This window comes from Sphingobacterium corticis, from assembly GCF_042684745.1.
GTDB lineage: Bacteria > Bacteroidota > Bacteroidia > Sphingobacteriales > Sphingobacteriaceae > Sphingobacterium > Sphingobacterium corticis.
Genome location: NZ_JBHUMA010000004.1, coordinates 402,212 through 428,230 on the forward strand (window position 1 = coordinate 402,212; position 26,019 = coordinate 428,230).

Genomic DNA, 26,019 nt, shown 5'->3' on the forward strand with positions numbered 1-26,019 from the left:
GATTATTTTTTAGCTGATTTACCTGCTTTTCTTCTCAATATTTCGCCAGCAAACTTGATACCTTTACCTTTGTATGGCTCTGGTTTACGTAAGCTACGGATCTTAGCCGCTACTTGACCGATCAATTGCTTGTCGATAGATTCCAACGTTACGGTTGGGTTCTTACCTTTATCGGCAGTAGTAGTAACGGTAATCTCTTTTGGCAGAACAAAAACAATCTGGTGAGAGAAACCTAAAGTTAATTCTAGTGTATTACCATTGCTAGCAGCGCGGTAACCCACACCTACTAGTTCTTGAGTAGTTTTGTACCCTTCAGTAACACCAACAACCATGTTGTTGATTAATGCACGGTAAAGACCGTGAAGAGCTTTGTGTCTTTTTTGCTCAGTTGGGCGAGTGATTACGATATTACCTTCCTCTTGGCTTACGGTAATGTCGCTATCAACTTGCTGTACTAATTCTCCTTTTGGCCCTTTAACTGATACCAGATTCTTGTCTGATACAGATACCGTCACCCCAGCAGGAATGGCGATAGGCGCTTTTCCAATTCTTGACATTTCTTCGTGTTTTTCCTAGATTAATAAACGAAACATAAAACCTCACCACCAACGTTTTGAACGCGAGCTTCTTTATCTGTCATTACTCCTTTAGAAGTTGACAAGATAGCAATACCCAAACCGTTCAACACGCGAGGCATGTTGTCTACACTTGCATACTTTCTTAAACCAGGTTTACTCACACGTGTCAAAGTGCGAATAGCCGAGATTTTACTAACTGGATGGTATTTCAACGCTACTTTAATGGAGCCTTGAGGACCTTCCTCAACAAATTTGTAGTTAGCAATGTAACCTTTATCGAAAAGCACTTTAGTGATTTCTTTTTTCAGGTTCGATGCAGGAATTTCAACAACCCTGTGGTTGGCCTTAATGGCATTCCTTACTCGTGTAAGGTAATCCGCTATTGGATCTGTATTCATTATATAAATAAAATTGTGACAACGGTTTCCGAGTGCTACCCTAGCTCGCGGACCTGTTATCGGTTCATAAAATTGCAAAGCAAATGCCCTGATAAGCCAAAATTTGACTTATCCGGGCAAAAGTATAAATTGTTTTTTAAATTACCAAGAGGCTTTTTTCACTCCCGGGATCTTGCCATCTAACGCCATCTCACGGAAAGTTACACGTGAAATACCGAATTGACGCATATATCCTCTAGGACGACCAGTCAATTTACAACGATTGTGCAAACGTACTGGAGAAGCATTCTTAGGCAATTTGTCCAAAGCAGCATAATCTCCGGCAGCTTTCAATTCTGCGCGTTTGTCTGCATACTTCGCAACTAATTTTTGACGCTTGATTTCGCGTGCTTTTACTCCTTCTCTAGCCATTGTTATTGGTATTTTGATTTTTGAATGGTAAACCGAATTGCTTCAATAACTCCAATGCTTCGATATCATTACCAGCTGAAGTTACGAAAGTGATATCCATACCTTGGATCTTGTTGATTTTATCAATGTTGATCTCAGGGAAGATGATTTGTTCAGTAACACCTAAGTTGTAGTTACCTCTTCCGTCAAAACCTTTATCATTGATACCACGGAAATCGCGGATACGAGGCAATGATACAGAGATCAAACGATCAAGGAATTCGTACATTAGGTTGTCGCGCAATGTTACACGAGCACCGATAGGCATACCTTTACGCAATTTAAAGTTCGAGATATCTTTTTTAGATTTCGTAGGAACAGCTTGCTGACCAGTAATCATAGTCAACTCTGCAACTGCATTGTCGATCATTTTCTTGTCTGCTGTCGCTGCACCGATACCTTGAGATACCACAATCTTTTGCAGTTTCGGAACTTGCATCACGCTTTTGTACTGAAATTTTTCTTTCAGTGCGTTGCGGATTTCATCCGCATATTTTGCTTTTAATCTTGGTGCGTAACTCATTATTTAATTTCCTCCCCTGATTTTTTTGCGTAACGAACAATTTTGCCATCTTCATTCACTCGACGACCTACGCGAGTAGGCTCACCTGTTTTAGGATCGATCAACGTCAAGTTAGAGATATTGATCGCAGCTTCCTTCTCGATGATACCACCGTTAGGCGTTGCTGCGCTAGGTTTAGTGTGTTTTTTAACGATGTTAGCGCCTTCTACCACGGCTCTGTTTGAGTCTGCTACGATCTGCAATACTTTACCTTGAACACCTTTAGAGTTACCAGCGATAACTTTCACTAAATCACCTTTTTTAATTTTGATTTTGTGCGTAGTTGTTTTTTTCTTTTGTGCCATAATTATAAAACCTCCGGTGCTAGTGATACAATCTTCATGAACTGCTTCTCACGCAACTCTCTGGCTACAGGGCCAAAGATACGCGTTCCGCGTGGCTCATCGTTGTTGTTTAACAATACTGCGGCGTTGTCGTCGAAACGAATATAAGAACCATCTTTACGACGGATTTCTTTTTTCGTACGAACTACCACTGCTTTAGATACTGATCCCTTCTTAACGTTTCCAGAAGGCATTGCGCTTTTTACGGTAACAACAATTTTATCACCGATAGATGCATAACGCTTGCGCGTACCGCCTAACACACGGATCACTAAAACTTCTTTAGCTCCCGAGTTGTCGGCTACATTTAATCTTGATTCCTGTTGTACCATTATTTAGCCCTTTCTAAAATTTCAACCAATCTCCAGTTCTTTGTTTTACTCAGCGGACGAGTTTCCATAATTAATACCGTGTCGCCGATACCGCAGGTATTGTTTTCGTCATGAGCTTTGAATTTAGTAGTTTTTTTAACGAACTTACCGTAGATAGGGTGTTTCACTTTACGTTCAACCGTTACTACGATAGACTTGTCCATCTTGTTGCTAACTACTAAGCCGATTCTTGTTTTTCTTAAATTTCTTTCCATTTCGACTTTTGTTTATGCCTCAGAGGCTGTTTCGTTTGACTTCGCTTCTTCGTTTTTGCGTTTAGTGATCTCTGTAGAGATACGCGCAATGTTCTTGCGAGCTGCTTTGATTACGTTAGGGTTTTCAATAGCAGAAACAGCGTGTGCAAATTTCAATTTGTTAAGAGCAGCTTTTTCTTCTTGAAGTTTAGCTGTTAAGTCCTCTTTTGATAATTCTACGATTTCTGAATTTTTCATCATTTTCTGTTTTACCGGGTTATCGCTGATTTATAGAGTGGCTTGCGGGTAACGGCCGCAAGCCCTAATCGTTGACATTACCGATGATTACTATGCTTCTACGTAATCTCTACGTATAACAAACTTGGTTTGAACCGGTAATTTCTGAGCAGCTAAGCGTAATGCTTCTTTGGCAATTTCCAAAGATACACCTTCTGCTTCAAATAACATCCGGCCTGGGCGTACAACGGCAACCCAATACTCAGGAGCACCCTTACCTTTACCCATACGTACCTCTGCAGGTTTTTTCGTAACAGGTTTGTCAGGGAAAATGCGGATCCATACTTGACCCTCACGTTTCATAAAACGAGTCACCGCAATACGCGCTGCCTCGATCTGACGGCTAGTGATCCATGCTGGCTCCAATGATTTGATACCGAAAGATCCGAAAGCTAACTCCGCTCCACGAGTAGCGTTACCTTTCATACGGCCTTTCTGCATCTTTCTGAACTTCGTTCTTTTTGGCTGTAACATGTTCGTATTCTGTTTAAGTCTGCATCACGCAGACACTTACTTTAATCTAAAATCAATTATTAATTATCCTCTTTTCGCACCTGCGCCACCGCGGTTGTTGCCACCACGTCCGCCATCACGACGTCCGCCACCACGATTGTCACGACGGTTGTCACGACGATCGCCAGCACCACCTTCAGCACCACCACGAGTCTTGGTGTTAGAACCTTGACCAATGTTAGGAGAAAGATCACGTTTACCGTAAACTTCGCCTTTACAGATCCACACTTTCACACCGATTTTACCATAGGTAGTCAATGCTTCTGCTAATGCGTAATCAATATCCGCACGCAAAGTGTGTAGAGGAGTTCTTCCTTCTTTGTACTGCTCGGTACGTGCCATCTCAGCACCACCTAAACGGCCAGAACACATGATCTTGATACCTTCAGCACCCATGCGCATAGTAGAAGCGATAGTCGTTTTCATGGCGCGACGGAAAGAAATCCTTGCTTCCAATTGTTTTGCGACACCTTCCGCTACTAATTTAGCATCAAGCTCAGGGCGTTTGATCTCGAAAATGTTGATTTGAACATCCTTTTTAGTCAGTTTTTTCAACTCTTCTTTGATCTTGTCAACTTCTTGACCGCCTTTACCGATAACGATACCCGGACGAGCCGTATGGATCGTTACAGTGATACGCTTAAGTGTTCTTTCGATAACCACTTTCGCAACACCACCTTTAGCGATACGTACAGAAAGATATTTTCTGATTTTTTCGTCTTCAACTAATTTGTCGGAATAGTTGTTGCCTCCGAACCAATTAGAATCCCATCCTTTGATGATTCCTAATCTGCTACCTATTGGATTTGCTTTTTGTCCCATTCTTACTTATCAATTAGTTGTTTACGTTTTTCAAACTGTCTACTACCAAAGTCACGTGATTTGAACGCTTACGGATTCTGTATCCACGACCTTGAGGAGCTGGACGCAATCTTTTCAATTGACGACCGCCACCTACAGATACTTCTTTCACGTAAAGTGCACTATCTTCTACTGAAGCGCCTTCGTTGCTGGTTTCCCAGTTTTTGATAGCCGACAACAATAGTTTTTCAACACGGATAGCTGCTTCTTTACCTGTATGTTTCAAGATGTAAAGCGCGTTTTCTACTTTCTCGCCACGGATAAGATCCACTACCAAACGCATTTTGCGTGGAGAGGTAGGGCAGTTCAATAATTTAGCAGTAGAAGCTCCTCCTACTTGAGCTTTTTCCTGCTCTTTGCGCTGTCTAATTAAGACAGATTTTTTGAGTTTTTTTGTTGCTTCCATTACCTATTATTTTTTCTTTTCTGCGTGGCCTCTGAATGTACGCGTAGGTGCGAACTCACCAAGTTTGTGACCAACCATATTTTCTGTTACATAAACAGGGATAAATTTATTCCCGTTGTGCACTGCGAAGGTATGGCCAACAAAATCAGGAGAAATCATAGATCTACGAGACCAAGTTTTGATTACTGATTTTTTGTTTGTTTCATTCATAGAAAGAACTTTTCTTTCTAAGTTGTGATCGATATAAGGACCTTTTTTAATTGAACGAGCCATTATTTTTTCCTTCTTTCAATGATGTAACGATTCGATGTTTTCTTTTTGTAGCGTGTTTTGTAACCTTTCGCTAACACACCTGTACGAGAACGTGGGTGACCTCCAGATGAACGGCCCTCACCACCACCCATAGGGTGATCTACTGGGTTCATTGCCACACCGCGAACGCGAGGACGACGACCTAACCAACGTTTACGACCCGCTTTACCTAATACTTCGTTTGATCTTTCTGCATTAGATACAGAACCAATCGTAGCAACACAAGTAGAAAGAATCATACGAGTTTCGCCAGAAGGCAATTTGATAATAGCGTATTTGCCATCACGCGCTGAAAGCTGAGCATAAGTACCAGCAGAGCGAGCGATAGAACCACCTTGTCCTGGGTTCAACTCAATGTTGTGAATGATAGAACCTAAAGGAATGTTTGCCAATGGCAACGTATTTCCTACTTCCGGGGCAACTGATTCGCCTGCAACTACAGTTTGACCAACTGTTAATCCAGCTGGAGCAACGATGTAACGTTTCTCACCATCAGCGTAGTGCAACAAAGCAATACGAGCTGTACGGTTTGGATCGTACTCGATAGTAGCAACTTTTGCAGGGATATCTTTTTTATCGCGTTTGAAATCTATTAATCGGTATACTTTTTTGTGTCCCCCACCGATATAACGCATAGTCATTTTACCGGATTTGTTACGACCGCCTGATCTCTTGTTGCTTCCTACTGTTAACGATTTTTCAGGAACGTTAGTAGTTACATCAGAGTAGTCTGCGCCAATTCTGAAACGCGTACCAGGGGTTACCGGTTTGAATCTTTTAACTGCCATTTCTTATTATAGTGTAGTGTAAAAGTCAATAGTATCGCCATCTTTCACAGTGATGACGGCTTTTTTGTACTTAGGAGCTCTTCCAGATACATTTCCAGCTTTTGTATAACGGCTTTTTGCTTTACCTGCTACTACCATGGTATTTACGCCCACGACAGTTACACCAAACATCGCTTCAATAGCTTCTTTGATCTGAATTTTATTTGCTCTATGATCCACTTTGAAAGCGTAACGGTTTTGTTTCTCCGTTAAGATTGAAGCTTTCTCAGTTAAGACTGGTTTTTTGATGATTTCCATAATTACTTAGCGAATGCCTCCTCCAAAGTTTTTACAGAATCTGTCGTCAACAATAGTTTTGTAGCGTTCAATACATCATAAGTACTCAACTCAGAAGCTACGATAACTTTTGCTTTCTTCAAGTTTCTGCTTGATAAATAAACATTGTTATTGTATGCTGGCAATACCAATAAGGTTTTGTCATCAGCAATGTTCAACGCGTTTACTAAAGACACATAGTTTTTAGTTTTGATAGTATCGAAATTGATTTCGTCTAATACCACAACGTTATTTTCTTGTGCTTTGTAGCTCAACGCCGATTTACGTGCCAATTGTTTCAATTTTTTGTTCAATTTGAAAGAATAGTCACGAGGTTGAGGACCGAATACACGACCACCACCGTTAAACAATGGAGATTTGATAGAGCCCGCACGAGCACCACCTGTACCTTTTTGCTTGTGTAATTTACGCGTAGAACCAGCGATTTCATTACGTTGTTTTGACTTGTGTGTTCCCTGACGTTGATTCGCCAAATACTGCTTCACGTCCAAATAGATTGCATGGTCGCTAGGCTTAACACCAAATACCGACTCAGGAAGTTGCACCTTGGCACCTGTTTCTTTACCTGATAAATTAAATACGTTAACTTCCATCTCTCTACTTGTCTACGATTACATAAGAACCTTTGGCTCCAGGAATGGAACCACTAACCACAATTAGGTTTTGCTCTGCATAAACTTTCAAAACCTGAAGATTTTGAACTTTTACACGCTCACCACCTGTACGACCCGCCATACGCATTCCTTTGAATACGCGAGAAGGCCATGATGAAGCACCTAATGAACCCGGTGCACGTAGTCTGTTGTGCTGACCGTGAGTCGCACCACCTACACCACCAAAGCCATGACGCTTCATTACACCTTGAAAACCTTTACCTTTAGAAGTACCGACTACGTCGACAAACTCGCCTTCTTCGAATAAAGTTACATCAATGGTGTCTCCTAGTTGTTTCTCATCCTCAAAGGTTTTGAATTCAACTAGTTTACGCTTAGGAGCCACTCCTGCTTTTGCAAAGTGTCCTTTCAAAGGCGCTGACGTATTCTTCTCCTTAGCATCATCATAGCCAAGTTGAATAGCAGAATAGCCATCCTTCTCTACCGTACGTATCTGCGTTACCACGCACGGCCCAGCCTCAATTACTGTACAAGGGATATTCTTTCCCTCTGCATTGAACAGGCTGGTCATTCCTACTTTTTTACCAATAATTCCTGACATGTTATAAAATAAATTAATTAAACGTCCATCGAAGCAGTAGGGCTTCGCTCAAGACACACTTTCCCCATTTAGGGTTTGCAAAGGTATGCATATATTTATAACTATCAAATAATTAGTGCATTATTTTTTTATTTTAATCGCGTTGGCGATAAGCACTAATTGAAATTTATGAAATCAACCTAATATAATTTTCATAATTAAAAATTACATACTGACAAACTGTTGTCATAATCAGTCCATAAGTTTGTTCTATAAACATTAAAAATGAAACTTATGAACAACACTTTAATCTCTAAACACGACCTATTAAACCACTGGTTGGGACACAGAAATCTGACGAAAAGAGTATTGGAAAAGTTCCCGGAAGATCAATTATTTACTTTCCAAGTGGACGGTATGCGCACTTTTGCGGACTTGGTAAAAGAGTTACTCAGCTTGGCGGTCCCTGGATTGGAGGGAATTGTTTACAACAAAACCGAACCTTACAACCACAACCTTCCTTATCACAGCAAAACTGACTTACTGAAAGCTTGGGATGAAGCCACACCAAAAATCGAAAAGCTATTTCTACAGATCACAGAGGAAAGATTTCACGAAAGCTTCAATCTGTTTGGGGAATATGAATTCCCTGTCATCCACAACATCCTGTACTTTATTGACAACGAAGTGCACCATCGCGGACAAGGATTTGTGTATTTAAGATTACTAGGTATAGAACCTCCATTCTTTTGGGATAGATAAATTCGCTAAATTTTAAGATGGGATCAATTAGCTCAATCCCATCTTGAAATTATTTCAGACATTAATCTAAACGATCTAAACTATTTCTCAAGATTCGCTTGACCGCGTATTTCAACTTTGAAGGTTGCATGATTCTGGCATTGTCTCCGAACATCATAAACCAGCGCGCGAATGCTTCTTCAACATTCACGCAATCGAATAACATTTCTACCTCATCACCAACCTTACGTTCTTCTACAAAACCGTATTGGTGCCGATCCCAATGAAGATAATGCGCTATATGCCCATCAACCCGAATTACTACACGAGTCTTCGGAACTTCATCCTTTTGTTTTAGATAGAAAGCAAGGTCTTGATGTGTTCTTGAAAAAGAGTTACTAGCCAGCTGAATGTGTTGAATACGATCTAAACGAAATTGTCGGTAATCTTGTCGCAACTGACAAAACGCCATGACATACCAAAATCGCCCTTCAACAAATGCCCCTATTGGTTCGATCACACGCCGATCTACTTCCGTGGTAGTTGGTTTAAGATAGTGAATATGGACACAACTTTTTGAAACAATGCTTTCTAATAGAATACTTAATCCTTGTGGCAACTTCTCGTTAAACGAGTTTGTCTGATTCTGTATCATCAGCAAAGGATTAGCATCTTCTAGATGTTGTTTCTCAGAAAATCGTAGAAGCGCCTTCATTTTAATCAAGGCGGATTGAAAGTTCTCGGAAAGGTAGCGATCCGTATATCTATTGACAAGCTTTTCAGCAGCCAAAAAGCTCAATGCTTCTTCGCGAGTAAATGGCATTGCGGGCAGTTTGTAGTCGATCAGCATTGAATAACCTGATCCCGCTTCCCCATTTATTGGCACACCAGCCGTTATTAAAGCTTGTATGTCTCTGTAGATAGTCCGCACACTGACTTTATGCTTCTCGGCCAACTGCGAAGCGGTCACTTCCTTCTTTGTCTGCAAATGCAGAAAAATGGATAATATGCGATCAAATCTCTTCTTGATGTCCATTGCTATTCAAAGATAACTAAACCTATTGTGTAAATTGATTTGTTAAAGGTTTGTTAAAGCACACAAAGGAATTTCAATTGGCACAGATGTTGAATATGTACAAGTATTCATAATTTAGGTTAATAATTGGTTAGTTAGTGAAACACCTGAAGTTCCCCGCTTCAGGTGTTTCTTTTTTTTATATTATCTAATACAATATTTAGCCTCTCTATGACTAGTAATCTTTTTCTTCCTCCGTAATAGGGGTCTTTTTTAATCCATAATCAAAAAACTTGTACATACTAAAGGCGGAGAGAGACCATACGACTGTGATTACGCTGATGTTGAAAATGGAAAGGGGTCGATCGTCCTGTGTACTTCTGTATAATTGAAATGCGATAGTGGCGAGCCCCGTGACAATCGAATATCTCAAATTAAAAACTCTTAGCTTTCGTAATTTTTCTTTGGTCATTTTGATATTAGTTGCTTTTAAAATAATTTGGTTATTAACAGTATGATATATGCATAGTATTAGAGAAACAATAATAACAAAAAGCCGCCATATCTATATGATGTAGCGGCTTTTTGCATACCCTTATAACGTATTGGAAAAAAATATGCTTAAAACTGTCCAGTATTTAGCATCACCAAGGTACATGCTTCTACCACTTCGATGCCCGCTTCTTTAGCTTTATCCGCTAACTCCGGATTCTCTGTTCCCGGATTCATGATTAACCGCTTTGGTTTAGTTTCCAAAATATAATCGTAATAAACAGATTGGTTTCTTGGACCGACATACAAAGTAATGGTATCAATATCCGTATGTATTTCCTCCGCAGGCTGAATCTCCACGCCAGCAACGGCACCTTGCTTAAGTCCGACATTAACTATGGTATGCCCTTTACGGGTAAGTTTGTTCGCTACTAAATAAGAGTATCGTGCTGGATTGGTGCTTGCACCTAAAATTAATGTCTTCTTCATATCGTAATCGAGATTTATTTAGTTTACTAAATCGCCGTTTGAATTATAGGCGTTCTGTCTCAAAATAGGCATTTTCAAGATTTTATACAAGTCGTCTAATTGATTTAAACTCCCGTTCGCCATATTAGTTAACAAAACAATAGTAATATCGTTTTTCAAATCACGAACATATAAACTTTTGAAGCCGTGCCACCAGCCTGTATGGTAAACGATTGGGTTATCTTTAGGATGAAATGTACGCCATCCGTAGCCATAACTGAACAAACTTCGTTTAGCATCGCTTCGTGCGACATAGCTTGAATCCATGGTCTCCTGTTTTAGTAAACGGCCTTCGCGAAGTGCTCGATCAAACAAAAACAAATCTTGCACCGTACTATAAGCACCTTTATCGCCGACTGGCCCATCCAGATAATTTTGAACGACAGATCGTCGCCAAGTTTTATCATGACCAATAACATCCGTTGGAATCTTTTCATACACCGCGCGTGATAATATCGCGGTGTTCTTCATGCCAGCAGGTTTAAAAACATTTTCCTGCATGTATGTGGCAAAGCTTTCTCCGGTCACCTTCTCGACAATTGAAGCCAACACCATGAAGTTTGAGTTATTATAATGGAAACGACCATCCGGCGCACCATATCGGTTCGGCTTATGCTCCGCTAAAAGCGCCATAGCATCCATGTTGCTCATCCCTTTTTTACGATCTTTCCAATGATCCTCAGAAAAATAAACATAGTTTGGCAAGCCCGATCGATGGGTCAACAGTTGTTGAATGGTCACACCAGGAAACGGAAAATCAGGGAAAAATTCCGTAACCTGCTGATCCAACCGTAACTTACCATCTTCTACCAATTTCATCACCCCAACTCCTGTCAAAGGTTTTGAAACAGATGCCAATTCGAATTTGGAGTTAATGTTCAAGCTATCTTTCAGCAAATAATTCGCCCAGCCAAAAGCATTCTGATAAATAATTTTTCCCTTTTTGGCCACCAACACATTCCCATTAAAGCCTTTTCTATGGAGATTTTTCATAAACTGATCAATCTCAGCATCCGCTTTCGCGGGATCGTAAACTAAAGAAACGCTATCAATTTCCGCCTGCTTCTTTTCCGCTACCGCTTTCTTCTCTTCGGGAGAAGCACCACAAGAACTTAAAACAACAACACTATATATAAAAAGGGGTAAAATAAACTTCACGCGATATCGATAATTAAAATAAGGGATATAATAAAAAAGCCACTTCTTTTAGAAGTGGCCTTAAATATAGTAAATCGGGTTACGCCAACAAACGAATTGGCGACTCGATCAAACTTTTTACAGTTTGTAAGAAAGCAGCACCTGTTGCGCCATCCACAACACGGTGGTCACAGCCAAGCGTAACTTTCATCACGTTTCCTGGAACAACGGCTCCGTTCTTTACCACTGGAACTTGCTGAATCGCTCCAACAGAAAGGATTGCTCCATCCGGAGAGTTGATGATGGATGTAAATTCATCAATACCAAACATACCTAAGTTAGATACCGTGAACGTAGAACCTTCCCAATCAGATGGTTGTAATTTCTTCGCTTTCGCTTTACCAGCGAAATCTTTCACTTCCGCAGAAATGTGAGAAAGTGACTTACCATCCGCGAAGCGAACAACCGGCACTAATAAACCATCTTCTACAGCGATGGCCACACCAATGTTTGTATGCTCGTTGTAACGAACTTTATCGCCCTGCCAAGAAGAGTTCACATTTGGATGTGTCTTCAATGCGACAGCTACCGCTTTGATTACAATATCGTTGAAAGAAACCTTAACTGGAGCAACTTCATTGATTTGTGCTCTAGCCGCCATCGCATTGTCCATATCTAAACTAATAGTTAGATAGAAGTGAGGCGCTGTAAACAACGACTCTGATAATCTGCGAGCGATTGTTTTACGCATTTGGTTGACAGGCTTCTCTGTATAGCGCTCTTCGCCCACATATTGAGGAATGCTGATCGTTGCTTTCTCGCCTGATGCAGCAGCAGCTTCTTTCGCTGGAGCAGATTCTTGCGCTTCTGGTTTGAAATCTTCTACATCTTTCTTCACAATACGACCACCTTCTGCAGAACCTTTAACCTGAGTTAAATCGATTCCTTTATCTTTAGCAATTTTACGAGCCAAAGGAGAAGCTTTTACACGCGAATCATCCGATGATGAGGTAGAAGCAGTTGCTTCTTCTTTCGACGAACTTCCTGCGTTACTTTCAGCCGGTTTATCTGCTGCCTTCGCATCCGATGCTGGTTTTGAAGACGACGATTTTTTATTCAACAAAGGCTTGATGTCGGTTCCTTCCGGACCAACAATCGCAATAATTTCGTTTACTTGCGCAGCAGCTCCCGCTTCAACACCGATGTGTAACAATGTACCATCCGCATAAGCCGTCACTTCCATGGTTGCTTTATCCGTTTCCACGTCAGCAATTGCATCGTCGGATTTGATTGCATCACCCACTTTGAAGTTCCATTGCGCGATGACACCTTCTTTCATGGTATCGCTCAACAATGGCATCGTGATTACAGTAACGCCAAGATCTTCAGCAGTTACTTCTTCACCAGCTTCCTCTTCGCTAGATTCTTCTTCAGAATCAGCCGCTTTATCGTCAGCAGAAGATTTATCTTCCGATTTGCTTTCTTTCGGAGCGGATTCGCCATCACCTTTCAACAAGGCTTCGTAGTCTTCACCTTCTTCGCCAAGTACAGCGATTACAGCGTCGATTTCTACAGCTTCACCTTCTTTTGGACCAATATAAAGAATGGTACCTTCTTGATAGGACTCAAAGTCCATGGTCGCTTTATCCGTTTCTACTTCTGCGATCAAATCGCCGGAGTTTACTTTGTCGCCAACCTTTTTGTGCCATTTCGCGATAACCCCTTCAGTCATGGTATCGCTCATTTTTGGCATTCTTACTACTTCAGCCATTGGGTAGGATTCTAATCTATTTAGTTAAAGTAATTATCTTTTATTATTAGTCCATGATGAATGGGTAGTTCTCCTGAACGTATACATCTTCATAAATCTCAGATGCATCAGGATACTCGGATTCTTCAGCAAATTTAACTGACGCATCCACTACTTTTTTCACCTCTTCTTCCACTTCTTTGAACCAAGCCTCGTCCGCATATTTGTTTTCTACGATAGCATGTTTCACGTTGATGATAGGATCTTTTCCTTTGTATTCTTCCAACTCATCTTTGGTACGGTATTTCGCTGGATCAGACATAGAGTGTCCTTTGTAGCGGTAAGTACGAATCTCCAAAAACGTTGGACCTTCACCAGAACGAGCGCGTTCAACCGCTTCATCCATTGCATTGTGTACAGCAACTACATCCATACCATCTACAGGAGCGCTAGGCATATCAAAACCTAATCCCATTTTGTAGATATCCAACATGTTGGTAGTACGTTTTACAGAAGTTCCCATCGCGTATCCGTTGTTCTCACAAACGAACACTACAGGAAGTTTCCACAACATCGCCATGTTTAAGGTTTCATTGAAAGCTCCTTGACGAACGGCACCATCACCCATATAACAAATGTTCACGTTGTTTGTGCCCAAATATTTTTCCGCGAAAGCAATACCTGCTCCCAAAGGAATTTGACCACCAACGATACCGTGACCACCCATGAACTTATGTTCTTTGGAGAAAAAGTGCATAGATCCACCTTTACCTTTTGAACATCCGGTAATTTTACCGAACATCTCCGCCATACAAGCATCCGCAGATACCCCTTTAGCCAAAGCATGAGCGTGATCGCGATAAGCTGTAATCATAGAATCTTCAGGCTTGATAACAGACATCGTCCCTGCAACTACGGCTTCTTGACCGATGTACAAGTGACAAAAACCACGAATTTTCTGCTGACCATAAAGCTGACCTGTCTTCTCTTCAAATTTACGCATGAGTAGCATGGATCGATACCACTCTAGATAAGTTTCTTTCGTTATAGGTGTTGAACTCATTTCTAAGTATTGAATTTCTTATGTTTACTATTTGACTTTTAACGGTCATATGGAATATTCATGTGTGCTTATTTTTTGTCTAACATGAATATTTCTTATTATTCTGACTACAAATCTAATAATTAATCATGACATATCTGACATGTAAACGCGCACTTTCTCATAGGCTGATGCTTCATCCAACGCCCACTGCTCGCCGCTCTCCATATCTTTGACAGTAATGTGATTGGACTGCGCTTCTTCCTCCCCGACTAACCAAACAAACGGAATGCCTTTACTGTTCGCGTAGCTCATTTGCTTTTTTAGTTTTGCTGGCTCGGGATACATCTCTGCGGCAATTCCTTTTGCGCGCAGACTGTATACTAATGGCAGTGTGTGTTTTTCTAAACCTTTATCCAAATTACTGATCAACACTTTGGTAGCATTCGCGGATTGCGTTGGGAATAAGTTTAGCTCTTCCAAAACATCGTAAATACGATCCGCGCCAAAGGAAACACCAACGCCAGTCAAATTCTTCAAACCAAACATTCCGGTTAAATCATCATAACGACCACCGCCACCAATACTTCCCATTTGCACTTCGTTGGTTTTCACCTCGAAAATACATCCCGTGTAGTAGTTTAATCCTCGTGCTAAAGTAATGTCCACTTCGACAAAACGAGTAAGCGTATCTTCGTTTGGATCCAATAGACGTAAATAGGCAAATACATCTTCCAGCTCAGCCACACCGGCCAAACCAACCGTTGACGATGCAAGAACTTCCTTCAAAGCTTGTAGCTTTTCTTCATTTGTTCCGGCAAGCAAAATTATGGGTTCTAAAATAGTTAAATCGCTTTCTACAAAACCACGTTCCAACAATTCTTTGTTTACACCTTCTAAGCCAATCTTGTCGAGTTTGTCAATAGCAACTGTCATATCGACGATCAATTCCGGCTTTCCGATTACTTCGGCGATGCCGGAGAGTATTTTACGGTTATTGATTTTGATATTGAAATCCTTCAATCCAAGCGCCTCCAATGCTTCCCCATAGATCAATACAAACTCCGCTTCATTAAGCAAGGAAGACGAACCAACTACATCTACATCACATTGGTAAAACTCGCGATAGCGACCGCGTTGCGGACGATCCGCGCGCCAAACCGGTTGAATTTGAAAACGCTTAAATGGCAAACTGATATCGTTCTGGTGCATGACCACGTACCGCGCAAATGGCACCGTCAAATCATAACGAAGTGCTTTTTCTGAAATATGAGGAATTAGTTTCAACGAATTTTTCTCACTCAAAAATGCTTCCGAAGCTTTATTTAAGTAATCTCCAGAATTTAGGATTTTGAAGATCAAACGATCACCCTCCTCACCATATTTACCGGTTAAGGTATTTAAGTTTTCAAAAGAAGGAGTTTGTATTTCGCTGTAACCGTATTTGCGAAAAATTCCGCGCAGCGTATTGAAGATATGATTGCGCTTCTCCATTTCCGCCGGGGAAAAATCGCGCGTACCCTTTGCCAGGGAAGGTTTCACTTGTGCCATACGGCAAAGATAATAGAAGAAAGCGAATTGCTAGACGGCGTCTAAAATTTTAAGGTATTCGCAGGCTTTTTCAGCGGCCAATTTCTCCGCGCTCTTTTTATTGAAGTCCCGACCGATACCACATTCCTCACCGTCCACTAAAACACGAACGGAAAACATTTTATTCGTTTCACCTTCGGGGTTAGCAATCGGCTCAAATTGCACTTCCTTATTGTTGTGCTGACACCATTCAATTAAGCGACTTTTGAAATTGGTTTCCGTCATTTCCAACGTGTGGATATCAACATGCGCTTTTACGATGCGCTCCAATAACAATTCGCGCGTGAATGCATATCCTTTATCCAAGTAAACTGCACCGATTAATGCTTCGAATGCATCCCCCAATAACGAACCTTGCTTTGCAGAGAAATGGATCAAGCGCTTGTCGTACTCAATCAGTTCATTCAATCCCAATTTGCGCGAAAGCTGATTCAAGTTAGCACGTGAAACAATTTTCGATCGCATCTCGGTCAGGAATCCTTCCCCTTTATATGGGTACAATTTGAAAAGCAACTCTGCAATGACTGACCCCAGCACGGCATCACCCAAGAATTCTAAGCGCTCATTGCTATTTTTCACACCTTCTTTGATAGCTACAGCGACCGATTTATGACGGAAAGCCATACGATACAATCGAATATTCCCCGGCACAAAGCCAAGAATATTTTTAAGCTTTTTGTAGTATTTCCGTTGGGGAGAAAGATATAGTTTATAAACTCGAAGCGCCATCCATCGATAGGAAAAAGAAATAGGTAGCCTCATTCAACAGACTACCTATTTAATACTTTATTTATTACTTGTGATATACAATACCATTACGCTTTATACTTTTTCACGATAATGGATGCGTTGTGCCCTCCAAAACCAAAAGTATTACTAAGAGCGACATTAACAACGCGTTTCTGTGCCTTATTAAAGGTGAAATTCAATTTACTATCGATCTCAGGATCGTCTGTAAAGTGATTGATTGTCGGCGGAACGATATCGTTCTGCACGGCAAGAATAGAAGCAATCGTTTCTACTGCACCAGCCGCGCCCAATAAATGGCCCGTCATGGATTTCGTAGAACTTAAGTTCATTTTATAAGCGTGTTCTCCGAACAAACCAAGAATAGCTTTCGGCTCGCTTAAATCTCCAACTGGTGTAGACGTACCGTGAAGGTTGATGTAATCAATATCGGAATAATCAAGTTCCGCATCCTTCACTGCCATATCCATGGATAACTTCGCGCCTAATCCTTCTGGATGAGATGCTGTAATATGGTGTGCGTCGGCACTCATACCGCCTCCCACAACTTCTGCATAAATTTTAGCACCACGTGCTAAAGCGTGCTCTAAGCTCTCTAAAACGATCGCACCAGAACCTTCGCCGGAAACAAATCCGTCACGATCTTTATCGAAAGGACGTGAAGCCGTAGCTGGATCGTCATTACGAGTGGAAAGCGCATGCATTGCGTTAAAACCTCCGATACCAGCTTCATTAACCGTAGCTTCCGAACCGCCAGTAATAATGATATCAGCTCTCCCTAAACGAATGTAGGTAAACGCGTCTATCATAGCATTCGTTGCCGAAGCGCAGGCAGAAACTGCCGAAAAATTTGGCCCGTGAAGACCATAACGCATTGAAATATGGCCGGGAGCAATATCAATAAGCATTTTGGGAATAAAGAAAGGATTGAAACGCGGGGTTCCATCGCCCTTCACATAGTTTGCTACTTCTTCTGTAAAAGTCGTCAAACCACCAATACCAGCTCCCCAAATAACACCAATTCGATTCCGGTTTAATTTATCGAAATCTAAATTAGCATCTTTCACCGCCTCGTCAGTCGAAGCGATGGCGTATTGCACAAAAGGATCAACTTTACGTGCTTCCTTCCGATCCATAAATTGATGCGGATCAAACCCTTTCACTTCACAAGCAAACTGGGTTTTGAATTTTGATGCATCAAAATGCGTAATAGGAGCAGCGCCACTTACACCGTTCACTAATCCGTCCCAATATTCGGGAACGGTATTACCAATAGGTGTAAGTGCGCCTAATCCTGTAACAACTACTCTTTTAAGCTCCATTAATTATGCTTGGCCTAATAAAAATGTTAGTTTACGTTCTTTTCTAAATAAGCGATAGCTTGACCAACTGTACTGATGTTTTCCGCTTGATCGTCTGGAATAGCAACGTTGAATTCTTTTTCAAATTCCATGATCAACTCAACAGTGTCAAGTGAGTCTGCACCTAAATCGTTAGTGAAAGAAGCCTCAGGTGTAACTTCGTTTTCATCAACACCTAATTTTTCAACGATAATAGCTTTTACTCTTGATGCGATATCTGACATGATTCTCTAATTTAATTGTTTAATAAATCTGTGCAAAGAAAAATAAATTTACTCAAAAATCAAACTGCGATTTTGAGAAATACGAATTAAGAACAAATCAGCAGGGCTGTTGTTTTATAAATACACTTTTCTTATAAGACTATTGTGTTCAATAATAGGTATTATTATAAGATTACGCAACTAAAATTGTGCAAACCGTTGGTTATTGTAAAAATCCTTAGCTTTGTAAAACCGACTAACGTCAGATAGTTTGTGAGTAAAATTACCTTTAAATTAGAAACAGATTTTGACCTTGAGCTCGACTTTGTGCTTATCGGCATCAGTTCAACGCTTCGAGATTATCGTTTATGCCACTTCGTGAATAAGCATACCAATCTGCAATTCACGCATGGAAAAGAAGATTATATTGATCATAAAGGAATCCCAAAAGAAAAGCCGCGAAACGAGATGGATTACCATATTGTGTATGAACAAAAGCGCGGAAAACCGTCAGTAAAGCAACATTTCTCCACGTTCCGTTATGCACAATCTACTTACGATCATGAGTACTATTTAATAAGCAATCGAGGCGAGGAAGGTGGATTGTTGATCCCTGAAGCAGCTAACTTCGACTACTTTATATTGATTAAACATTTCATCGATGATGATGATTTAAAAACTTTAATCGACAGCTTAAAGAGTATCGTAGATATACTCCTTGTGAAAGAAATCGACCCAATTATATTGAAATCCAAAGAAAATCTGATATTTTAGCGCTTTATTATAGTGTATTTGATACACTTAAGCGATTAAGCTGATAAACTGCATGTTAATATGATGCATCGCTGGTAAAATAATTTGAATTAAAAAAACATAAACATAAAAGTAAATGGAAAAGCTGAAAAAGCGGACCAAGATTGTTGCTACAATTGGCCCCGCTTCATCCAACAAAGAAGTGTTAACTCGTTTGATCGCAAAAGGTGTAGACGTTTGTCGTCTCAACTTTTCACACGGTGCACAAGAAGATCACCTAAAAGTGATCAACACCATCAATGAGATCAATCAGGAAAACCCATTCAACGTTGGTATCCTTGCCGACCTTCAAGGTCCGAAAATTCGTATCGGAAAAATGAAGGAAGGTGGAGCGATCTTAGTTAATGGTAGTCGTGTAGAAATTACTACGAAAGAAAAGATCGGTGATGAAAACAGCATCTACATTACTTACGAAAACTTCCCGAACGACGTTAAGGAAAACGAAATCATCTTGTTAGATGATGGTAAACTGCAATTGCGCGTAATCTCTACCAACCGTAAAGACACCGTAACCTGTGTGGTTGTTCACGGCGGTATCCTTACCTCACGTAAGGGTGTCAACTTGCCAAACACAAAAGTTTCTATCCCTTCTCTAACGGAAGAAGATTTAGACAACTTGAACTTCGCACTCGATCACGGTGCAGATTGGATCGCGATGTCATTCGTGCGTTCGGCGGAAGATATTATTCAGTGTAAAGAAATCCTTGCTAAAAAAGGTTCTCAAGCAAAGATCATTGCAAAAATTGAGAAGCCGGAAGCGATTGAAAATATCGACGCAATTATTGCGGAAACAGATGCGATCATGGTTGCTCGTGGCGATTTGGGTGTTGAACTTCCGATGGAAGAAGTACCTGGATTGCAAAAAATTATCGTTCAGAAATGTCGTGATTTATCTAAACCGGTAATTATCGCTACGCAGATGTTGGAAACAATGACCAATACACCTCGCCCAACTCGTGCAGAGGTGAATGACGTAGCAAACTCGGTATTGGACGGTGCTGATGCAGTGATGTTGAGCGGTGAAACTTCTGTTGGTGAATTTCCTGAAATCGTTATCGAAACGATGGCAAAAATCATCACGCACGTAGAATCAACTTCTTATCCATATTATAGCTCAAAAGATACTGGCGAATCGGTGAACATTACAAAAGTAGCTGATGCTATTTGCGGAAGTTCTATCTTCTTGGCAGAAAAAACGGACGCATCTGCGATTGTTGCGATGACTTCATCTGGTTATACGGCATTGGAGATTTCCAGCTACCGCCCGAATGCAGATATTTATGTGTTCACAGGTAACAAGAAATTATTGAATATGCTTAGTTTAGTATGGGGTGTTCAAACGTTCATTTACGAGAAATTCGAAAGTACTGACGGTACAATCCAAGATGTAAACGAGTTGTTGAAAGAACACAAACTAGTTACGCCAGGACAAATCGTGATCAACACGGCTTCTACGCCATTACACGAAAAAGGCAGAACAAACACAATCCGTGTATCTGAAGTAAAATAATGCTCGATTAAGCATATTTTAAACTATATTGAGCAGTCGCCAAATTGATTTTGGCGGCTGTTCTTGTTTTGAGGAACGTTGATTCTAGCCAATCGCCTGTTAAATTGTGTTAAAGGCATTTTAAGCAGCGTTTTGCCTAATTACTTTTGCAATAATGAAGAAAAGAAGTATTACCCTAATTATATGGTTTATGTCGGTGGCGCTATTAGGCGTTACTGCCATGCAATACTACTTCATCCGACAATCCTACTTGCAAAAATCAAAAATATTTGATGAAACGGTAAAAGCTTCGTTGGCTATTGTGGCCAATAAGATTGAGCGTCAGGAGGTTTATGAGTTTACAACGAAGCAAGCAAGAATCAACCAAGAAAAATTTGCAGAGGATAAAAAGTTACAAAAAGAGAAAGAAGTTATCCTAGCAGAGCAAATCGCCTTGCAGGATCAAATTAATAAGCTCCGCACGAAGGACTTTGAGGCACGCGATCTTTACCGCAATGAGGAAGAAGATTTAAAACGCAATTTCCCAAATGCAGCTTATGTAAATAACGTTTTTTTTGAAACCTACGTTCGTCGACCCGACTACCGCAACCTAATTACTTTCTCTATCGAGAAAAGCTACGATATCCAAGATCCCACTCTACCGTTGATATCAACGACTGTAGGCGCACGTAAGCGTATTCCAGAAATACTTGCACGTGATGATAGCACGCGATTCGTAATTCCCATCGTTGATGATGGCACATTAAATGTACACTCTTTCGTTTGGGCTACACTCCCCCCTATCAATGATGCAAAAACCATTTTGCAACTGCAGGAAGTGGAGAAAAAACTCCGAGATCTTAACTTCAAAAAATTAGCGGTTGCCACTAGTTTGTATGACACAGTAGCGATTATCGGGGGAAAGGATAGTCAGGTTATCAATGATATTACGGCGAGTATAGCCATGTCGAAGCGCCCTTTGAAGGACCGCATTAAACCGGAGCTAGCAATACATTATTTAGAGAAAGAGTTATATAACCGCGGAATTGCTTCGCCGTTTTTTATGCAGATTCGTCCGCGGCCAAACGCTGCGCCGATAATCCAAGCGGCCTATAACGTGGATGACGAGGATTTCCAACGAATTGATAATGCTACCGAATACGCCACACCACTTTTTCAAGGAGATCAAGGACGGTCGCCGGGTTTGCTTTCTATTTATTTCCCATCAAAAGAAAGTCATATCGCCGGAAACATGAGCTTTATGGTAGCGGGTGTCTTGGCGTTACTTTCTTTATTGGTTGGCTGTTTTGCCTATACGCTTACCATCATTTTCCGCCAAAAGAAAATATCCGAGATGAAAACAGATTTCATCAACAACATGACGCACGAGTTTAAAACGCCAGTAGCTACGATTATGATTGCCAGCGAATCGCTTCGCGACAAAGAAATAGCTTCTAATGAAACGCGTGTCGCCAAATTGGCGAATATCATCTACGATGAAAATGTCCGACTGGGATCGCATATCGAACGCGTGCTCAACATCGCACGCTTAGAAAAAGAAAACCTGAAAATGGAACGCACGAAAGTGCATGTAAATGATCTTGCAAACAGCGTATTGGATAGCATGCAATTGCAGTTACAAAAAGCTGAAGGCCAGTTTCACATCGATTTATCAGCTGCCAAAGATGTCGTGATTGGCGACGAGCTACATTTATCAAATGTGATGTTCAACCTGATTGATAACGCCATTAAGTACAGCACGGAAACACCGGATATCACCGTGCGTACCTACAACACGAAAAACACCATCGTGCTATCTGTTGCGGATAAAGGCGTAGGTATGTCAAAAGATCATCAGGAAAAAATCTTCGATCAATTCTACCGCATCCCGACTGGAAATATCCACAATGTGAAGGGATTTGGATTGGGTTTGAGTTATGTTAATAATATTATTAAAATTCTGAATGGAAAAATCACGGTAAAAAGTGAGAAGGATAAAGGCACACAATTTGAAGTAACACTACCGTTGATGAGTTCCGAACAAGCTTAATCGGACCATTCATCACATTTTTAAATAGAAATCTATGTCTCAAAAAATACTACTCGCAGAAGACGATCCAAATTTGGGCGATCTTTTGAAAGATTATCTGGAACTTAAAGGAAAGTTTGATGTGGTGCTGTGCAAAGACGGTGTCGAAGCAATGGATGCTTTCCGAAAGGACGAGTTTGATCTATGCATATTCGACGTTATGATGCCGAAGAAAGACGGCTTTTCCTTAGGTAAAGATGTCCGCAAAGTAGATCAAACTGTACCTATTATTTACGCGACTGCGAAAGGTATGATGGAAGATAAAACGCAAGCTTTCGAATTAGGCGGAGATGATTATATTACCAAACCTTTCCGCGTTGAGGAATTACTGTTACGTATTAACGCCTTATTGAAAAGAGCTTCCAGAGATAAAGAAGATGAAACTCCCGATAAGTTTGAGGTTGGTGGCTATTTCTTCGATTATACCAGTCAAGTTATTTCTTACAAAGGTCAGCAACAAAAGCTTTCTACCAAGGAAGCGGAATTGCTTCGATTGCTTTGCCTGAAGAAAAACGATGTACTTACACGCGAGGAAGCATTGGTAAAAATTTGGCACGACGACAATTACTTTACCGGCCGCAGTATGGATGTGTTTTTGAGTAAACTTCGCAAATATCTAAAGGAAGATCCAAACGTTGAAATTGTAAATGTTCATGGTAAAGGCTACAAATTATTAGTAAGTTAATAGCCTACCTACTGGATTTCATTTTAAATTTTGAATTTCTACTTTCGTTCTATAACTTTGTAGTGCTTATAGAGAAAGGCAGAGGGAATAGACCCGTTGAAGCCTTAGCAACCTGTCGCTTGAACAAGGTGCTACATTCTACTTCTACCTGCGAGGGACTAATAGGGGAAAGATAAGCTGAAGTCACTGTTTCTTGTGGCCTTCTCTAATAGCAAAATTATCAATTGAAAATAAAAATTAGAGAATAAAACTATGTTAACGACAAACAACTTAGGTTACCCAAGAGTAGGTCCTTTTCGAGAGCTAAAAAAAGCAAACGAAGCTTACTGGGCAAAAAAGATTACCAAAGAAGAACTTCTTAATACCGCAAAAAGTATCCGCGAAGCCAACTGGAAACTGCAAAAAGAAAACGGCATCGCGCTTATTCCTTCCAACGATTTTTCTTTTTATGACCAAGTATTGGATTTGACTTTAACGGTAGGTGCTGTGCCTGCACGTTACGAATCATTATTGGACAAGATTGATGGTGAATATAATTTAGATTTATACTTTGCTTTAGCACGTGGTTTCCAGGCGGAAGGCGTCGACGTAACAGCAATGGAGATGACGAAGTGGTTTGATACAAACTACCACTACATGGTTCCTGAATTCACGAAAGATCAAACTTTCGAGTTGACCTCCGAAAAATTCTTGAACGAATATAACGAAGCAAAAGCGTTAGGTCTAGATACAAAACCTGTTTTGATCGGCCCCATCACATACCTATTATTGGGTAAAGAAAAAGAAGCTGGTTTCGAGCGCATTGATTTGATCGATCGCTTATTGCCTGTTTACGAAGAAATTGTAAGCAAACTGGCGGCAGCTGGCGCTCAATTTATTCAAATCGATGAGCCTTATTTGGCGTTAGATATCGACGAGAAAGTAAAAGCACTTTATAAAACTGTTTTCGAAAAATTAAATGCTGCGGCTGGTGATACGAAGCTGATCGCAACGACTTATTTCGAAGCGTTGAAAGATAACGAAGATTTAGCATTGAATCTTCCAGTTCACGCTTTACACATTGATTTAGTTCGTGGTGAAGATCAGCTAGACACGATTTTAGCGAAAGTTCCAGCTTCACTTACTTTGTCATTAGGCGTGGTAGAAGGCCGTAATATTTGGAAAAACGACTACGAAAAATCTTTGGCAAAGATCAAACAAGCTGTTGATGCTTTGGGTAAAGATCGCGTTTGGGTTGGTCCTTCTTCTTCCCTACTACACGTTCCTTTCGACTTAGATAACGAGAAAAACGAAGAATCGCTTCCGGCGGAAGTTAAAAACTGGTTGGCTTTCGCAAAACAAAAATTAGCGGAGGTAAAAGATTTAGCTGTTTTGGCTGATGGCGAAGTAGATGCAGCAACCACTGCTCGTTATGAAGCAAACAAAGAAGCGGCAGAAAGCCGTCGCACATCTCCTTTGATCCACAAACCGGATGTTAAAAGCCGTGTGAGCAATATCACTGATGCAGATGCGACACGTACGTCGGTATTTGCAAAACGTAAAGAAGCGCAGAAAGCTAAGTTTGGTTTGCCAGATTTCGCAACAACAACGATCGGTTCATTCCCACAAACAAAAGATGTACGTAAGTGGCGCGCAGATTTGAAAAAAGGCGTTATCACGCAAGAAGAATACGATAAAGCAATTGCTGAAGAAACGGAGAACACGATCCGTTTACAAGAGCAATTGGATATCGACGTGTTGGTACACGGAGAATTCGAGCGTAATGACATGGTAGAATATTTCGGTGAGCAGTTGGCAGGATACGCGTTTACGCAGTACGGTTGGGTACAATCCTACGGTTCTCGTTGTGTGAAACCTCCAATTATTTATGGAGATGTTTATCGTCCGCAAGATATGACTGTCCGTTGGTCTTCTTACGCGCAGTCCTTGACAGATCGTCCGGTAAAAGGTATGTTGACCGGACCGGTTACGATTTTGCAATGGTCATTCGTTCGTAATGATCAACCACGTTCTACCACCACTTATCAAATCGCTTTAGCGATCTTGGATGAAGTTCAAGCATTAGAAAAAGCAGGAATCAAAATCATTCAGATCGATGAGCCGGCAATTCGTGAAGGCTTACCGTTACGCAAAGCGGATCAGAAAGATTACTTAAACTGGGCAGTTCGTTCGTTCCGTGTATCGTCTTCAAATGTAGATGATGATACGCAAATCCACACGCACATGTGTTACTCGGAATTTAACAACGTTATTGAGGATATTGCTGCGATGGATGCAGATGTTATTACTATCGAAACATCTCGTTCTCAAATGAAATTATTGAATGCTTTTGCTGGTGATTTCAAATACCCGAACGATATCGGTCCTGGTGTTTATGATATTCACTCGCCTCGTGTGCCTAGCAAAGACGAGATGGTGGATTTGTTGCGCAAAGCGAAAGCAGTAGTTCCAGCGGAGCAATTGTGGGTAAATCCAGACTGTGGATTGAAAACACGTGCTTGGCCAGAAACCAAAGCTGCGTTGGAATCCATGGTAGAAGCTGCCAAGATCTTACGCGCTGAATAATACTTATAATCACACATAACTATTTTTCAAATCCCGAAGTGAGCGAATTCACTTCGGGATTTTTGTTAATTAACGATTTCTTGAAGATATAATTTGTTCCACATCAAACATTAGCTAAAATGTGCTGTTTTGTAGTATAAAAGAACGATTATGAAAAGATTTATACCT

31 protein-coding genes and 1 riboswitch are annotated in these 26,019 nt (G+C 40.8%); of the genes, 6 read left to right on the forward strand and 25 right to left on the reverse strand.

What is annotated here, in order from left to right; genetic code table 11:
- Window positions 1-2: 2 nt before the first annotated feature.
- From rplF to rplC, 16 genes are all read right to left on the reverse strand, one after another.
- Window positions 3-557: a 50S ribosomal protein L6 gene (gene rplF, locus ACFSQ3_RS03010; protein WP_380867356.1), complete on the reverse strand. Its 555-nt coding sequence runs from the start codon at window positions 555-557 to the stop codon at window positions 3-5.
- A gap of 20 nt (window positions 558-577) precedes the next feature.
- The gene (gene rpsH / locus ACFSQ3_RS03015; protein ID WP_449329215.1) at window positions 578-976 is read right to left on the reverse strand and encodes a 30S ribosomal protein S8; all 399 of its coding nucleotides are present in this window, start codon (window positions 974-976) and stop codon (window positions 578-580) included.
- 141 nt (window positions 977-1,117) lie between these two features.
- Window positions 1,118-1,387, reverse strand: a complete 270-nt coding sequence (gene rpsN / locus ACFSQ3_RS03020; protein ID WP_380867357.1) for a 30S ribosomal protein S14 — start codon at window positions 1,385-1,387, stop codon at window positions 1,118-1,120.
- Window positions 1,380-1,949, reverse strand: a complete 570-nt coding sequence (gene rplE / locus ACFSQ3_RS03025; RefSeq protein ID WP_380867358.1) for a 50S ribosomal protein L5 — start codon at window positions 1,947-1,949, stop codon at window positions 1,380-1,382. Before rplE ends, rpsN begins: the two co-directional genes overlap by 8 nt.
- Window positions 1,949-2,293 (reverse strand): 50S ribosomal protein L24, encoded by a 345-nt coding sequence (gene rplX / locus ACFSQ3_RS03030; protein WP_380867360.1) that lies wholly within the window; start codon window positions 2,291-2,293, stop codon window positions 1,949-1,951. Before rplX ends, rplE begins: the two co-directional genes overlap by 1 nt.
- Window positions 2,294-2,295: 2 nt before the next feature.
- The gene (gene rplN, locus ACFSQ3_RS03035) at window positions 2,296-2,664 is read right to left on the reverse strand and encodes a 50S ribosomal protein L14 (RefSeq protein WP_160069053.1); all 369 of its coding nucleotides are present in this window, start codon (window positions 2,662-2,664) and stop codon (window positions 2,296-2,298) included.
- Complete coding sequence (gene rpsQ / locus ACFSQ3_RS03040) at window positions 2,664-2,918, reverse strand: 30S ribosomal protein S17 (RefSeq protein WP_380867362.1); 255 nt, start codon at window positions 2,916-2,918, stop codon at window positions 2,664-2,666. Before rpsQ ends, rplN begins: the two co-directional genes overlap by 1 nt.
- Before the next feature lie 12 nt (window positions 2,919-2,930).
- Complete coding sequence (rpmC, locus tag ACFSQ3_RS03045) at window positions 2,931-3,155, reverse strand: 50S ribosomal protein L29 (RefSeq protein WP_380868464.1); 225 nt, start codon at window positions 3,153-3,155, stop codon at window positions 2,931-2,933.
- 90 nt (window positions 3,156-3,245) lie between these two features.
- On the reverse strand, window positions 3,246-3,668 hold the full coding sequence (rplP, locus tag ACFSQ3_RS03050) for a 50S ribosomal protein L16 (RefSeq protein ID WP_116776328.1): 423 nt from the start codon (window positions 3,666-3,668) through the stop codon (window positions 3,246-3,248).
- 63 nt (window positions 3,669-3,731) lie between these two features.
- Complete coding sequence (gene rpsC, locus ACFSQ3_RS03055) at window positions 3,732-4,529, reverse strand: 30S ribosomal protein S3 (RefSeq protein ID WP_380867364.1); 798 nt, start codon at window positions 4,527-4,529, stop codon at window positions 3,732-3,734.
- Between the two features lie 13 nt (window positions 4,530-4,542).
- Window positions 4,543-4,974, reverse strand: a complete 432-nt coding sequence (gene rplV, locus ACFSQ3_RS03060) for a 50S ribosomal protein L22 (RefSeq protein ID WP_380867365.1) — start codon at window positions 4,972-4,974, stop codon at window positions 4,543-4,545.
- Between the two features lie 6 nt (window positions 4,975-4,980).
- Complete coding sequence (rpsS, locus tag ACFSQ3_RS03065) at window positions 4,981-5,247, reverse strand: 30S ribosomal protein S19 (RefSeq protein ID WP_002997495.1); 267 nt, start codon at window positions 5,245-5,247, stop codon at window positions 4,981-4,983.
- Complete coding sequence (gene rplB / locus ACFSQ3_RS03070; protein WP_380867367.1) at window positions 5,247-6,074, reverse strand: 50S ribosomal protein L2; 828 nt, start codon at window positions 6,072-6,074, stop codon at window positions 5,247-5,249. Before rplB ends, rpsS begins: the two co-directional genes overlap by 1 nt.
- A 6-nt stretch (window positions 6,075-6,080) precedes the next feature.
- Window positions 6,081-6,371 carry a 50S ribosomal protein L23 gene (rplW, locus tag ACFSQ3_RS03075; protein ID WP_380867368.1) on the reverse strand — a complete coding sequence of 97 codons (291 nt, stop codon included), beginning with the start codon at window positions 6,369-6,371 and terminating at the stop codon, window positions 6,081-6,083.
- A gap of 2 nt (window positions 6,372-6,373) precedes the next feature.
- Window positions 6,374-7,003 (reverse strand): 50S ribosomal protein L4, encoded by a 630-nt coding sequence (gene rplD, locus ACFSQ3_RS03080; RefSeq protein WP_380867370.1) that lies wholly within the window; start codon window positions 7,001-7,003, stop codon window positions 6,374-6,376.
- A 4-nt stretch (window positions 7,004-7,007) separates the two neighbouring features.
- Window positions 7,008-7,625, reverse strand: a complete 618-nt coding sequence (gene rplC / locus ACFSQ3_RS03085) for a 50S ribosomal protein L3 (protein WP_380867372.1) — start codon at window positions 7,623-7,625, stop codon at window positions 7,008-7,010.
- A 273-nt stretch (window positions 7,626-7,898) separates the two neighbouring features.
- Between rplC and ACFSQ3_RS03090 the strand changes: the two genes are divergently transcribed.
- A complete protein-coding gene (locus ACFSQ3_RS03090) occupies window positions 7,899-8,366 on the forward strand; it encodes a DinB family protein (RefSeq protein WP_380867373.1) in 468 nt (155 codons plus the stop codon).
- Window positions 8,367-8,427: 61 nt separating this feature from the next.
- Here the strand turns inward: ACFSQ3_RS03090 and ACFSQ3_RS03095 are convergent, their stop codons facing one another.
- From ACFSQ3_RS03095 to ACFSQ3_RS03135, 9 genes are all read right to left on the reverse strand, one after another.
- Window positions 8,428-9,381 carry a helix-turn-helix transcriptional regulator gene (locus ACFSQ3_RS03095; RefSeq protein ID WP_380867375.1) on the reverse strand — a complete coding sequence of 318 codons (954 nt, stop codon included), beginning with the start codon at window positions 9,379-9,381 and terminating at the stop codon, window positions 8,428-8,430.
- 600 nt (window positions 9,382-9,981) lie between these two features.
- Window positions 9,982-10,341, reverse strand: a complete 360-nt coding sequence (locus tag ACFSQ3_RS03100; RefSeq protein ID WP_380867377.1) for a CoA-binding protein — start codon at window positions 10,339-10,341, stop codon at window positions 9,982-9,984.
- An 18-nt stretch (window positions 10,342-10,359) separates the two neighbouring features.
- Window positions 10,360-11,538, reverse strand: a complete 1,179-nt coding sequence (locus tag ACFSQ3_RS03105) for a serine hydrolase domain-containing protein (protein ID WP_380867378.1) — start codon at window positions 11,536-11,538, stop codon at window positions 10,360-10,362.
- 79 nt (window positions 11,539-11,617) lie between these two features.
- Window positions 11,618-13,288 carry a 2-oxo acid dehydrogenase subunit E2 gene (locus ACFSQ3_RS03110; RefSeq protein ID WP_380867380.1) on the reverse strand — a complete coding sequence of 557 codons (1,671 nt, stop codon included), beginning with the start codon at window positions 13,286-13,288 and terminating at the stop codon, window positions 11,618-11,620.
- A gap of 46 nt (window positions 13,289-13,334) precedes the next feature.
- Window positions 13,335-14,330, reverse strand: a complete 996-nt coding sequence (gene pdhA, locus ACFSQ3_RS03115) for a pyruvate dehydrogenase (acetyl-transferring) E1 component subunit alpha (protein WP_380867382.1) — start codon at window positions 14,328-14,330, stop codon at window positions 13,335-13,337.
- A gap of 126 nt (window positions 14,331-14,456) precedes the next feature.
- On the reverse strand, window positions 14,457-15,860 hold the full coding sequence (gene hisS, locus ACFSQ3_RS03120; protein ID WP_380867383.1) for a histidine--tRNA ligase: 1,404 nt from the start codon (window positions 15,858-15,860) through the stop codon (window positions 14,457-14,459).
- A 30-nt stretch (window positions 15,861-15,890) separates the two neighbouring features.
- Window positions 15,891-16,628, reverse strand: coding sequence for a ribonuclease III (gene rnc, locus ACFSQ3_RS03125; RefSeq protein WP_380868466.1), 738 nt, complete (start codon window positions 16,626-16,628; stop codon window positions 15,891-15,893).
- An 86-nt stretch (window positions 16,629-16,714) separates the two neighbouring features.
- Entirely contained in the window at window positions 16,715-17,968 is a 1,254-nt protein-coding gene (fabF, locus tag ACFSQ3_RS03130; protein ID WP_380867384.1) for a beta-ketoacyl-ACP synthase II, read from the reverse strand.
- A gap of 26 nt (window positions 17,969-17,994) precedes the next feature.
- A complete protein-coding gene (locus ACFSQ3_RS03135) occupies window positions 17,995-18,231 on the reverse strand; it encodes an acyl carrier protein (RefSeq protein ID WP_079643602.1) in 237 nt (78 codons plus the stop codon).
- A 252-nt stretch (window positions 18,232-18,483) separates the two neighbouring features.
- On the opposite strand from ACFSQ3_RS03135, the gene ACFSQ3_RS03140 reads away from it, so the two are divergent.
- The 5 genes from ACFSQ3_RS03140 (at window position 18,484) to metE (ending at window position 25,851) form a co-directional block, all read left to right on the forward strand.
- The gene (locus ACFSQ3_RS03140; protein ID WP_380867386.1) at window positions 18,484-18,984 is read left to right on the forward strand and encodes an IPExxxVDY family protein; all 501 of its coding nucleotides are present in this window, start codon (window positions 18,484-18,486) and stop codon (window positions 18,982-18,984) included.
- Between the two features lie 115 nt (window positions 18,985-19,099).
- Window positions 19,100-20,533 carry a pyruvate kinase gene (pyk, locus tag ACFSQ3_RS03145; protein WP_380867388.1) on the forward strand — a complete coding sequence of 478 codons (1,434 nt, stop codon included), beginning with the start codon at window positions 19,100-19,102 and terminating at the stop codon, window positions 20,531-20,533.
- 154 nt (window positions 20,534-20,687) lie between these two features.
- Window positions 20,688-22,562: a sensor histidine kinase gene (locus tag ACFSQ3_RS03150; RefSeq protein ID WP_380867390.1), complete on the forward strand. Its 1,875-nt coding sequence runs from the start codon at window positions 20,688-20,690 to the stop codon at window positions 22,560-22,562.
- A 34-nt stretch (window positions 22,563-22,596) separates the two neighbouring features.
- Window positions 22,597-23,286 carry a response regulator transcription factor gene (locus ACFSQ3_RS03155; RefSeq protein WP_380867392.1) on the forward strand — a complete coding sequence of 230 codons (690 nt, stop codon included), beginning with the start codon at window positions 22,597-22,599 and terminating at the stop codon, window positions 23,284-23,286.
- Window positions 23,287-23,349: 63 nt separating this feature from the next.
- A riboswitch (SAM riboswitch) is annotated at window positions 23,350-23,465 on the forward strand.
- A 73-nt stretch (window positions 23,466-23,538) separates the two neighbouring features.
- Window positions 23,539-25,851, forward strand: a complete 2,313-nt coding sequence (gene metE, locus ACFSQ3_RS03160; RefSeq protein ID WP_380867394.1) for a 5-methyltetrahydropteroyltriglutamate--homocysteine S-methyltransferase — start codon at window positions 23,539-23,541, stop codon at window positions 25,849-25,851.
- Window positions 25,852-26,019 lie beyond the last annotated feature (168 nt).